Annotated in this window: 7 protein-coding genes; all 7 read right to left on the reverse strand. The window is 51.5% G+C overall.

Annotated features, from left to right (window positions below; translation table 11 throughout):
* Positions 1 to 32 precede the first annotated feature (32 nt).
* Positions 33 to 3,938, reverse strand: a complete 3,906-nt coding sequence (locus tag BIT28_RS04300) for a YhdP family protein (RefSeq protein WP_075762405.1) — start codon at positions 3,936 to 3,938, stop codon at positions 33 to 35.
* A 21-nt stretch (positions 3,939 to 3,959) separates the two neighbouring features.
* Positions 3,960 to 5,429, reverse strand: a complete 1,470-nt coding sequence (gene rng / locus BIT28_RS04305; protein ID WP_075762406.1) for a ribonuclease G — start codon at positions 5,427 to 5,429, stop codon at positions 3,960 to 3,962.
* Between the two features lie 8 nt (positions 5,430 to 5,437).
* Positions 5,438 to 6,016: a Maf family protein gene (locus tag BIT28_RS04310; RefSeq protein ID WP_075762443.1), complete on the reverse strand. Its 579-nt coding sequence runs from the start codon at positions 6,014 to 6,016 to the stop codon at positions 5,438 to 5,440.
* A gap of 89 nt (positions 6,017 to 6,105) precedes the next feature.
* Entirely contained in the window at positions 6,106 to 6,594 is a 489-nt protein-coding gene (gene mreD, locus BIT28_RS04315; RefSeq protein ID WP_075762407.1) for a rod shape-determining protein MreD, read from the reverse strand.
* Entirely contained in the window at positions 6,584 to 7,444 is an 861-nt protein-coding gene (mreC, locus tag BIT28_RS04320) for a rod shape-determining protein MreC (RefSeq protein ID WP_075762408.1), read from the reverse strand. The genes mreD and mreC overlap by 11 nt, the downstream gene beginning before the upstream one ends.
* 40 nt (positions 7,445 to 7,484) lie before the next feature.
* Entirely contained in the window at positions 7,485 to 8,528 is a 1,044-nt protein-coding gene (gene mreB, locus BIT28_RS04325) for a rod shape-determining protein MreB (RefSeq protein ID WP_075762409.1), read from the reverse strand.
* A 117-nt stretch (positions 8,529 to 8,645) separates the two neighbouring features.
* On the reverse strand, positions 8,646 to 13,202 hold the full coding sequence (locus tag BIT28_RS04330) for a DUF6701 domain-containing protein (protein WP_139310435.1): 4,557 nt from the start codon (positions 13,200 to 13,202) through the stop codon (positions 8,646 to 8,648).
* Position 13,203 lies beyond the last annotated feature (1 nt).

The raw sequence follows: 13,203 nt of genomic DNA on the forward strand, positions 1-13,203 counted from the left end.
TTCCTTTTCCGACAAAGACCACTATTCCATTGTTATTTTGACTGATTCTGTTGTTCCTTCAGCTTTTCCGGCACGGTGTATTCCCCGGTAAAACGAGACTTCTCGGTGACCGTCGGTGAATCAATCGGCCCTGTGACCGCATAGTTAATCTGGGTGAAGACATCCAGCACCGGCGATAACGCCGTTGAAATGGCAAACACAAAAATAGCAGTTTGCGGCGCCACCGCAAAAGCCGTCAGCACCGGTATTCCAGACGTAAAGTCAGGAAGGAACTTCACTTTCGCATCGACCGTTTCATTAACAAGGTTAGCACTTCCGGTAATATACATATCACCCGCCAGTGCCTGCATTTTTATATCATCACTCTCGAACTGACCATTTTCAATCCTGCCAGAGCCCCTGATGTAGTTGAAGGCCAACCCGTCGTCAAACACCCCCGAGAAATCGAGCTGCATTTTTCTCACGATCGAATCTAAGCTGAACAGGCCAAGCAAGCGCCCGGCACCGCCGACATCACTGATCACTCCCTTGCCGGTTTCTGATTTCATTTCTCCGGTCAAGGTTTCACGGTGCATCGCCCATGGTGCGCCCTGCCACTGAATAGAGGCATAGCTACTGAACTTCGCCCCCTGGATCCCGCCGGAAACACCAAACCGCCCCATCAAGTCTGAGCTATTGTCACCTTCAATGTCGAAAGCAATATGGGTTTCGTTCTGATCATGGTCCAGCATCCAGTGCCCGTCCAGACTCAGCGAGGTCGTGCCTGAATCAATCAGCAGGTTCTGTAGCTCCAGCATAGTGCCTTCCCGGCGCAACTTCCCGGTGACCTTGCCAAGCCGGTATCCCTGTAGCCAGGCATCCTGAAGCGTAAGATCAATCTCCGGCATGTTCGCCATCATAGAGCGGTCAAAATCGGTCGCCGGCGGGATATCCTGCTGCGGCTTGTACTTGCTACGCGGGAGCTCCTCAACATCATCCAACCCTGGCAGGTTCAAGTGCATTTTCTCCAGCGTCACCCTCAACGGTGCACCATCAGGCCAGAACGCCTCGCCGGTCATTTCCCGGCTACCCAGAATAATATGCCACTGTGCAGGCTGCCTGCGCATCGCAAGGTCAACCTCATTCCAGTTTAACGTCGCCAATTTCAGCTTCTTAACGCGCGCATTTACCCGGGTTGGGTTGGGGATCTCCGGCATGACTGTCGGCTGTCCGGCCTGGGCCATTTGTGCCGTCTTATCATCAACCTCTCCAATAAGATCGACCCAACGGTCACCGTCCAGGTAGTCACTGCGAATCCGAAGCGAGTGGCTCCCCCGCGCGAGAGAGCGTAATTTTCCTTTCCCGACCAACAGCTCGCTGGCCTCTATCTTCAAGCGCTCAGGCACTAAATTGATTGTCGCCTGGTAAGTGGCATCAGGCACAACGATATTACCAGTCAACGATTCTGCATTACCGTATACAGCCAGTGTTGCCTGCTGCTTAGTCCCCGGCGACACCTGCAGCGGATACGGCAGCTTGCTGTTAACGCCAGCCAGCCCGGCCAGCAAGTCAACATTGTAGTCAAACCCAGTATCGTGCAAATTAACGCCTACCTTGGCGTTCCAACGGCTATGGCCGCTCACGCGGGCCAGCAGAGGATCATCAACCTGTTGTTGCAGGGTAGCGACATCCCAGTCCCCATCCAGCTTAACACCCACCTGATACCCCGTGTCCACGCTCTTGCCATCAAAACCGAAAACAACAGGCTGGGCGAGTAACATGCCCTGGATATCATCGGCCTTGATGACATCATTATCAAAACTCAGGCTGCCACTGACCTTATCCAACTGAAGTGGCGGGGCGTCCATGGCAACCTGGTTATCTTTCAGGCTCGCCGAGCCCCATGCTCGTACATCACTGCCGTCAAAAGGAATATCCAGTTTAAACTGCGAGCTTACCGGACCACTGACCTGGACCGTCGTCAACGCCGCCCCGACCGAGTCAACCAGCGGTGTCGCCAGCATATAATCACGCACCTGCTGACCATCGGCATCCACACCAATAGCCAACTTGAGATGGCCATCTTCGCTAAGCTCGGCTTCACCGGTGACCTTGGATGCCGTCGCTCCCATGGTTTTCGCATGGCTGGCATCGAGGTACATAAAATCATTTTCAAACAGCAGATCCAGCTTCAGTTCAGTCAGCTCAGGCCATGCCGTATCAAAACTAAAGCGGCCCTTACGCAAAGCTACCTTGGCCTGAAAAACCCCCTCGCCTTTGCTGTAGGGGAAGTCATTGAGCTCACCGTACCATAGCAGCTGGGCTCGCTCTGCCTTACCACCACGAATAGCCGTCGACAGGTAATCTGTCAGTTCCCGCCCCAATGCCAGCGTCGGCAAATACCGCCACGTTTCACCAGCATCATGGGCTGTCGCTTCACCGTAAAATGACAACCAGGCAGGTGCCTCAGCAGGAAAGTCCAGGCGGAACTGGCCATCGGCAGTTAAATGCGGCGTCGATACAGACAGGGCGTCACTCCACAAGCGCCAGCCGTCATCGCCGACCTGCCAGTAAGCGGTCACTTCACTTGTAGTGATATTTAACGGGGCCTGAAACACTTCTCCATAAGGCAGCACATCATCATTGAGCGCCAGCACGGCTTTTCCGCTGGCCAGGCTGCCTGATAGCCTGGCATCAAGCTTGTTCATGCCAGGCAGCAGTTCCCACTGCTTCATACCAAACGCTTTAAGATCGGCCGAAAAGCGCGGTGGCTGATCGCCGTCAGCAGCGATTCGGATATCATCCAACTGACCGGACGGCTTTAGCTTGGCGAGTATCTCACCAGCTGTATTGTCTTCCGGCAGGAAGCTGACAAACGGCAGCAGCTGGTCAAGAGGCAGACTGGTCAATGCAACTTGCCAGCGCTCAGGCTCCCACTGCGCCGCGATATCAAAGGCTGGCCACAGCCGATTGTCGGTTTGCAGAAGCATCTGATCGCTGTCAATACGCCAGCCGGTTTTTCCCTCGGCCAGAGCAACCGGGGATAATCCTACCCGGCCCTTAGAAATCCTGAACTCATGTTTTTCATCGCCCTCACGCCAGCGCAGGTAGCTGTTATCCAGCCTTGCCAGGCTGTTCAATACCTTGCCGTCTTGCAAATTCAGCCACAACTCGGCATTGATATTACTGCCGGTAATATCAATGCCACCCAACATACGCTTGTTAAGCCACGGCGTGATCGACAGGTTCTGGGACTGGATATAAATACTGCCCGACAGCTCAGGCAGGGAGCGCCTGGCAGATAAGTTAGCAATCACTCGCATCTGGCTAAAGTGGGTATCGGCAATACTGATCACCCCTTCAGCCAGGTGCTGGCCGCCAGTACCGTCCCACTTCAGCTCGCTGATATCAATACGCTTTGTATCCCCGGCAGGAGAGAGCAAAGTGATATCGGCATTGCGCAGCGAAAACTTGCCCAGCTGGACAAAAAACAGCTCTTCTAGCTGTTTGATCGTTGCGGCTTGACTGGTCGTGTCGGCGGCTGGCTGTGACGAGGTATCCCGGCCAAACATAGAACTGGAAAAGCGTGTCAGATCCAGGCTGAGCTGATCAATACGCACATTTTTAAACACAGGCCGCATCTCGAACGCCGAACGGAGCATATCAAACTCCATTTCAACATCACCGACCCGAACAATGGAGCCCGGGTCATCACTTGCGTCAACACTCACCCCCTTCAACACCAGAGAAGGGCCAAGGTTTTGCCACCGCCCTTCTACATGGGCCACCTCCAGGCGCATTTCCGCCTGTTCAGATGCCCACTGGCGGATAGGTTCGCGATATTCGTTTAGCTGGGGAAGAAAAAAACGCAGACCACTAATCGCAATAGCGGCCAGTACCAACACTGTCAGTACCAGCCACATTAATCCACGTGCCAGACGAACTGGAACTGTTGTCACTCAATAGCCTCGCATTCGTAATTACATCATTACAACGTCAAATTGTTCCTGGATATATAATGGCTCAGCTTTGATTTTCACCTGCTTGCCAATAAACACTTCCAGCTCAGCCAGAGCATGGTATTCATCTCCCGCCAAGACTTCGGCAACCGCAGGCGCGACATAAACCACAAAACGGTCGGCGTCATAAGCTCGGTTGACCCGGGTAATTTCACGCAGGATCTCGTAGCAGACACTTTCAACAGTTTTGACCGTGCCTCGGCCTTCACAGGTCGGGCAGGTGCCGCACAGCACATGCTCGATACTTTCGCGAGTCCGCTTACGGGTCATCTCGACCAGACCCAGCTGGGTAAAGCCGTTGATATTGGTTTTTACCCGATCGTAAGAAAGCGCCTGCTCCAGTGCCAGCAAGACACGACGCTGGTGATCTTCCAGTGCCATATCAATGAAATCGATAATAATGATCCCGCCCAGGTTGCGTAACCTAAGCTGACGGGCGATCGCCTTGGTGGCCTCAATATTGGTATTGAAGATGGTTTCTTCCAAGTTACGGCGACCGACAAAGGCCCCGGTGTTGATATCGACCGTCGTCATCGCTTCAGTCTGATCAATAATCAGGTAGCCGCCCGACTTCAGCTCAACCTTGCGATCCAACGAGCGCTGAATTTCACTTTCCGTATCATATAGATCAAATATAGGCTGCTCGCCAGCGTAATATTCAAGCTTATCGCTCAGCTCCGGCACGAATTCATCGGTAAATTCTTTCAGCTTTTCATAACCGAGGCGTGAGTCAACCTTGATGCAATCCAGCTCGGTGCCGACGAAGTCACGAAGGATCCGCTGTGCCAAGCCGAGTTCGCCATACAGCATCGACTTGGGCTTGTGCTTGGCCCGGCGCTCCAGTACTTTACGCCACAAATGTTTCAGGAAGGCGGCATCCTGGGCAAGCTCTTCCGCCGTTGCCCCTTCGGCAGCGGTACGAATAATAAAGCCACCCAGCTCGTCACAGTGCTTGTTGACGACCTTCTTCAGGCGCTCTCGCTCACTTTCGCTTTCGATACGCTGAGAGACACCGACATGGCCAGCGCCTGGCATGAATACCAGATAACGCGAAGGCAGCGTCACGTCTGTTGTGAGACGAGCCCCCTTGGTTCCCAGGGGATCCTTGACCACCTGAACCACCAGGTCCTGTCCCTGACGGACCAGCTCGGAGATATCCCGAACCTGAAACTGCTGCTTTTCGTTCTCGGCCACACATTCAGTATGAGGCACAATATCTGAGGCATGCAGGAATGCCGCTTTCTCCAGTCCGATATCAACAAATGCCGCCTGCATACCCGGTAATACCCGGCTTACGCGACCTTTGTAAATGTTGCCGACAATTCCGCGTTTTGACTCTCGTTCTATATGTACTTCCTGAAGGGTCCCTCCTTCAATCATTGCAACGCGCGTCTCACTTGGCGTCACATTAATCAGCAGCTCTGTGCTCATGGTTGCCTCTAAATTGATAAACTTAAAAAGTCCTGAACCATGATGTCGGTTTCCATTAACGGTAACCCCACCACAGCATAATAACTACCATCGATACGCTCAATAAACTTGCCGCCGATCCCCTGAATGCCATAGCTACCTGCTTTATCTTGCGGCTCGCCGCTTTGCCAATATGCTTCTATTTCTTTTTCTGACAAAGTCTTGAACCAAACGTTCGTGGTTACAAGGCAGGTTTTGCTACGCGCTGCCGTGGCCAGGGTAACGGCCGTCATCACCTGGTGCTGCCTGCCGGACAGCAGGGTCAGCATGCGCCTGGCATCGGCAAAGTCTTTCGGCTTTTCCAGAATTGCATCATCTACTACAACAATAGTATCTGAACCCAGCACCGGCGTCTGGCCATCGGTTTCTATCACCCCGGCCTGTGCCTTCTCCAGCGATAGGCGCTGGACATAATCAGCCGGTGCCTCGCCCGGCTGGTGACATTCCTCAACGTCTACGACAACCCGTTCAAAGGTATAACCCAGCTGAGCCAGTAGTTCTTTTCGCCGGGGAGATCCCGAAGCCAGATACAGTTGCAATGCAGACATGACGATACCATTTATATAAATATCAAAAAGATCCATTCGATGTCATGCTTTACAACCTAACACCGAACAGACCTAGTTGGGAAAGTAATTTAACGAATTGAGAACTTACGACGCATCCGCCGTAGCAGCAAAAACAGCCATGGCCATAGCAGGAAGTTCAGCAGCACGGCCCAGAGCCGTTCCGGCTCGAAGGTGATCACCGAGACCAGATATTCCGCCCAGAACTCGACCAGTTTGCCGGCCAGTGTCAGCAAGGCAACCAGAATAGCCTGCTGCCACAGCGACAGGTTGCGCAGTACCTGGAAATTCAGGGCAACGACATAGCACAGCACCGACATCATCAGGCCCCGTACTCCGAGCGTCGAGCCCAGCATCAAGTCCCACAGCAGCCCCAACAGCAATGCCGTACCGACATTGACCCGGTGCGGCAGTGCCAGTACCCAGTAAAAGGCCACCAGCAGCACCCATGAAGGCCTGAACAGCTCCAGCTCGCCGGGCCATGGCGCGGCCTGTAGGATCAGTGCCACGATAAAAGATAGCCAAATCAGCAAGCGCCCACTTGGTCGACTATTCGCCACTATTGAGATCTCCTACCATCAGCGTTTCCCGCGGTGTCGGCCATACCAGCAACAAATAACGCAGGCGATCGAACTGTACCGTCGGTTTTGCCTTTATCTGGGCAAACGGGCGCTTGTTATCAAACGAAAACTCGGTGACATGTCCAACCGGATAACCTTCCGGGTACCGACCGCCCAGGCCGGATGTCACCAGCAAGTCCCCAACTTCGATATCGGTACTGCTCGGTACATGCTCAAGCTGGACTTGGTCGATCTGGCCGCTGCCCGAGGCAATTACCCGGATGTCGTTACGCACAACCTGGATCGGGATCGCATGCGTCGGATCGATCAACAACAGCACCCGGCTGTTGTGGGCTCCGACATAGGACACCTGGCCGACGATCCCTTTTTCATTGATCACCGGCTGGCCTTCATAGACACCGTCAACCCGCCCCTTGTCAATCATCACCTGGTGACTGTAGGGATCGGAATCCACCGCCATCACCTCCGCGATCAGTTTCTTCTCGTCGCGGACGAAAGGTGAGCCCAACAGCTCGCGTAAACGCTGGTTTTCCTGCTTTAACTGGTCCAGCAGCAGCACATCACTCTGCTTAACCAGTAAATCACGCTTAAGTGCTTTATTCTCTGCCAACAAACGCTGATGGGAGCTCAACTGACCTGACATACCATCTAACAAATCACGAGGTAAGTTAGCTGCATACTGGAGTGGTGAAATCACTGAGTTCAGCAAATAACGTACATTGGCGAAGGCATCTAGGCGGCTGTCGGCCAGCATCAGGCCAACCGACAGTAATATGGCAAGAAACAGGCGTAACTGCAGAGAAGGCCCTCTGCCAAATATAGGTTTCATCTAACGCTATAACCTGTTCTGTCTATTGCCGAAGATGGCATTATTCTTCGCTGAAGAGATCGCCGCCGTGCATGTCGATCATTTCCAGTGCCTTACCACCGCCACGTGCAACACAAGTTAGCGGATCTTCGGCAACAACAACTGGGATCCCGGTTTCTTCGGTCAGCAGGCGATCAAGATCGCGCAATAGCGCACCGCCACCGGTTAGCACCATGCCGCGCTCTGAGATATCTGATGCCAGCTCTGGCGGACACTGTTCAAGCGCTACCATCACTGCCGACACGATACCTGTCAGAGGCTCCTGCAGGGCTTCTAGAATTTCGTTGGAGTTAAGAGTAAAGCTGCGAGGTACACCTTCAGCCAGGTTACGACCACGCACTTCAATTTCGCGTACTTCATCGCCCGGGTATGCCGAACCGATTTCATGCTTGATACGCTCGGCCGTCGCTTCACCAATCAGGCTGCCGTAGTTACGACGAACGTAGTTGATTACCGCCTCATCAAAGCGGTCACCGCCGATACGTACCGACGAGGAGTAAACCACGCCGTTTAGAGAGATAACGGCAACTTCGGTAGTACCACCACCGATATCGATCACCATCGAACCGGTCGCTTCCGATACCGGCATACCGGCACCGATTGCTGCCGCCATCGGCTCGTCAATCAGGTACACTTCGCGGGCACCCGCACCTTGTGCAGATTCACGGATAGCTCGACGCTCCACCTGAGTAGAACCACAAGGAACAGCAACCAGTACGCGTGGGCTAGGGCGTAGAATGCTGTTGTCGTGGACCTGCTTGATAAAATGCTGAAGCATTTTCTCGGTCACGTAAAAATCGGCAATTACGCCGTCTTTCATTGGACGGATAGCAGCGATATTGCCTGGTGTACGACCAAGCATTTGTTTGGCGTCGTGACCTACGGCTGCAACACTTTTGGTTGCGCCAGCGCGGTCCTGACGAATAGCTACTACTGATGGTTCATCGAGTACGATGCCCTGTCCTTTGACATAAATAAGGGTGTTGGCAGTACCCAGGTCAATAGACAGGTCATTAGAAAACATGCCACGAAGTTTTTTAAACATAGTCTTCGGCTAATTCCTGCAAGCTTACAAAATTCGTTAAATTGCGCTAAATGTATCAAGGGGCACGGATCGAGACAAGGTAAGCTTTGTCAAACCTGCCACAGATCCGCATTTTATTTAGTTGAGCAGCTGATTCATCCCCTTTTCTCCACGATAAATGATGCGATCGTTGCCTCGGTAAACACCAAAGGTCACAACGGCGGATGGGCTTTCATCACCAAATTGACGCCAGTTGTACTGCAACCAGGGCTGATTAGAGTGGTTGCCGGAACAATCATCCGCCTTGAGTTTGGCGGGTATGGTCGATGTCAGCCGCTGCCAGAGCTCAACTTGCTCTCGGTAATTCGTTTTAGTGTGCGGCTGTGCCACAAACTCACCGGAGCTTATCTCTCCGGCAGTAACGGTTCCTTGCCCTGACGTCCGGGACGTACTGTCTGTCACCGTGGAATCAGATTGGGCAATGATCTGCTTACAGTAATTATCTCCGTCAAATGTCGATAAGCTGTCATCCGTATTGGTCACAAAACCCTTGCCGTCCCAATATTCGACCCGCAGTGGAATCGCTATCTTGCTGTCGGCACGCCCGCCGACATCTTCCAGCACCATGCGTCCGTAACGGATATCCGTCCCGTCAACCTTGGCCCCGACTGCATGCTGATTTTTCTCAGTCGCAGTCAGGACAAAATCAACACCATCAACAAATTTGCTGACTCTGGCCCTGAAATCGAGGGCCTGATAAGGACCGTCCGCTTTAGTTGCCTTGGTACAACTGTTTGGATCATCCAGCGGACAGGTAAAACTGGTATCAGTGGGACGGGTGATCGTCATTCTCGGCTTGTCATTACCAGCCACGTTAGTACCCGTTGCATCAAAAACTCGCCCGCTTTGCGGTGACGCCGTGCCTTGAGCAACATTACCCCAGCCTTGCCAAGCCAAGTCCGACTTGCATTGTTGAGTATTACAAATATGAAGCCTTGCCAAATCAAAGGCCTCATACTGACCGCCAACTAGGCTTCCCAACCATAAACCAAAATCTGCCTGTAGCGACGAGGCAAAAAGATGATAGTTACCGACCGGGGCCGAGTTATTCATGGCCTTGACCGTAAACTTGCCGGTAAATGGTTGCTCCATATAAGAGAAAGATCCATTAGCCGGAAGGATCCCTTCACTGCCCCCCGGTTTTACCACAACGGCAAAATGATCCGGGTAGAAGCGGCCAATCTGAACGGTACTTTGATTTAACGGTAGTGACCGTCCATCAAGCTGGTAACCTCCATCCGCCTGAAGCCAGAGACTTCCGACCTCACTCCAGTTCAAGTTCGTTGTCAGCCAACCGCTATCGGATACTTTACCGGTAAAACTATAGTTCACGGTTCCCCCAAGCACACCACCTTCCGGCTTCACGCTGGCGGTTGTTGCCGGCGAAGCTGGCAAGGCTGGAATGGTCAAAGAGACCGGCGCTTTGATGGCAACACTCGAGCCGGTCGGACTGTAGTAGTTTTCGGTTACCTTTCTATTGGTGCACCAACCACTTCCGTAAGCTTGAATGTCAGCCTTGTTATCACCACTGGAGTCGCCAGAAACAGAATCACCGGCTAACCAGATCACAGGTTTCAGTCTTGCCTCAAACTGCTCTCCTGATTTGGCAAAGCCCGGGCCGCTTTGACTGGTGCCAGAGTGATCCGTTTTATCCTTGGCGTTGTTCCGTGGCGTAGAATCATCCGGATTCTTAATATCGCAAAGCGCAAAGGTATAGGGCCTCACATAAATCGTTGCACTGCCTTCCAGGCCGCTGCTGCCCGACGGAAACAAGCCCTCACATTCACTGTTGCCCTTGCAGTACTCTGCCTTGCCGAAGGCAGGATCTTTCAGTGTAAAGGTAACCTTGCCTGCATCATTGTAGGACAGGGCCTTATCCAGCTCGGCTTTACCATCGGTAAATTTAAATGGTTTACCGATAACAACCGCAGACTGACCCGTTAACGGCGCATCATACTTGGTTGTTACCGTTATGGGCTTTGACGATGAAGGTTGGTAGTCCGTAATGTACTCAGCCGTACCGCCTTCCGGTGTGGTGCAGGCCAATACCCCCACAGAAATATCTTCCGGCTTACCGGCAATCAATTCATCACTTTTACCGGCAGATGACTTGGGTAGCACTTCAAACCGATAAGGCATAAACGTAAAGGCTGACTCAATCGGTAACGTATTTTCCACAGGTTCAGAGGTGGAGGCCTTCAAGACCAATTTACCGATCCCGGTAGGCTTAACATTCAGCTCCAGTACACCGTTGGTGGCATTTTCTTGAATCTGGTTGTTACTATCAAACGTCAGGCAAGTATTACTCCCCTTGCGCTGCAGACAGACTGACTTACCTGATGGCTTTTCAATAATCACAGGGCCATTAAAGTCGGTATCAGTTGTATCAGGACTCCCGTCTCCGGTACTGTCCAGCATCATGGTAGCGGTATAAGACGGCTTGTTATTATCACAGGTCAGCGCGTACTTTTCTGTTGGCGCCATAACCAAATAACGTTTGCTGGTAGTGTTTCCACACTTACTGCGCGTACCAATTATGGCGCCTGCCGAGAGCTCAATAACCGGGGCCGTTACGCCACCAAAAATAAAGGCATTCTCTTTTTCTAAATCAAAGGAACCCGTTCGAGGGTCCAGATAAATATAACCATATAACTTTGCCCGCTTCTCCATTTCCAGCTCGTCATCACTGTTACCACTGTCGTAGTGGCCAATGAGCAATAGGTTTTCACTGTTTCCCTGTTCATTGACGGAAGCTCTTTCTTCAAGCTTGGCTTTCTTAAAGTGAATAACCGTCTGATGAGTTTTATTGACGGCTATTTTGGAACGGTTTTCGACTTTAAGTTCTTTGATCCAATACTCCCCCGGAGCAAATGTCAGTGTCTTTCTATCTTTTACAATGACTTCTTTATACACACCCGGCGAAATATTGCATGGCTTGCCGCTCTCACACTTAAATTCATTTTCGCTGTTTTTAAAACTTGCCAGTGTCGGAAACAGATCAGCCTTTAGTTCGACAGGCGCACACTTCTCTTTACTGCCCAAACCATCAGTTGAGTTATATTTACACCCGGCAATATCCTGCACTTGAGGCAGGAAAGAATAACCATGGCGCGGATCTATCGTGGAGACATAAGATCGCCCGGCAACCGATAAATTCCCGTAGACATTCCCCTGATAATATTTATTTGACTGAACCACATCAGGGACATATTCACAAATATCGAGAGATTTGGGTTCAGGCATTTCAAAGGCAAAGAAGCCGATATTCTCAAACTGACCATGGCGGCGGCTGTCTAATGTATCTTCGTCAAATACAAAACTGAATTTCTGTTTGGATAAGTTACAGCGACGCAACCACCCACCATCACCGCCGACACGAGTTTGTTTCATTGCAATCACCCCAGGCTGAGCGGTGAAGGTACGGGTATAATAAATATCCAAGTTCTGACATGAGTCGGTCAGCGAGCCTTCTTGATTCAAACTGGCTTCAAATCCAAACTCAAACTTAGCCTGCTGATTATTGACCACCGTTTCACCAGTTCCCGGCAAGCTGGCAAGAAAAGCGATTCTTCTGTCATTGCTCGGCGCATAACTACCCCTGCCCAGCTCCAAGGCCAAGTCGACTTTCTCTGAGGTGATCCCGCTTATCGCTGAGGTAACAAAAAGAGAGTTTTGATTTAAGGCCTGTAATTGGGTCAAAACCACCGGTGTGGCATTAAAGCTCCCGCCCCAGTCCGAAAACCGAATATTCGTCTGCCAGCTACCCGATACGCCCTGCGCCTGATACGACTGGGTATCGGTATAACCCGCGATCACTTTTTTGCCATTAAAGTCGGCTACGCCAGGTTCCATGACCAGGTAGCTGATCTGAGTCATTTGGGTTGAATCCCAACCGTTTTCAGGATTTTTCTGCGAGAAAGTGACCGTCTTGGCATCCTTATCAACCCCAGAAACCACTAAAGTGGCCGGTTCGTCATCGTCAGGATCGTTCGAGTCAATCGTCGGCATTAAAAAGACCAGCGGCGTGATCGTATAATTATTATTTAAAGAAATCGTACAGCTACTTGAGGAACAGGACTCCACCCCAAACTCATACAAGGCATCCGTACTGTATTCCTTGTCCGGCTCAGGCTGGGGTAAACTACCGCAATTGCCTTCAGCCAGGCAGGTTCCAGATACCTGACTTCCTAACACCCTGACATTGATATAAGGATCAAACTTATCGGCATCCACCCGATTTCGAATATCGATATATGTCGACGAAATATACTGACCATCCACACTGTACTCTAGCCAGCCAAATATATTTCTGGAGTTATAAGGGTCTTGATTTACGAACTTGATCTGAAACTGATGCTCTTTGCCATCGTTTAGATAACCCGTTTCATTGATTCCCTGTCCGTAGCCAAAATAGTCTGAATCATCCGTCCAGATAGGGTGGTAGTAATAATCCCCTTCAATTCTTATCCGGTTACTTCCGTCGGACACCAGATTCGCAGTAATACAGAATCCATTTTTTGCATTGACCCTGGCTCCATTGCTTAGGCACTGCGCGGCCTGGGTTGGAAGGCTTGATAGACTAACGAACAAGGCAAATACCCAATATAAAAAAACGAGTTTATTCTTTTTTTTCATA

Source organism: Photobacterium proteolyticum, from assembly GCF_001939735.1.
Taxonomy (GTDB): domain Bacteria; phylum Pseudomonadota; class Gammaproteobacteria; order Enterobacterales; family Vibrionaceae; genus Photobacterium; species Photobacterium proteolyticum.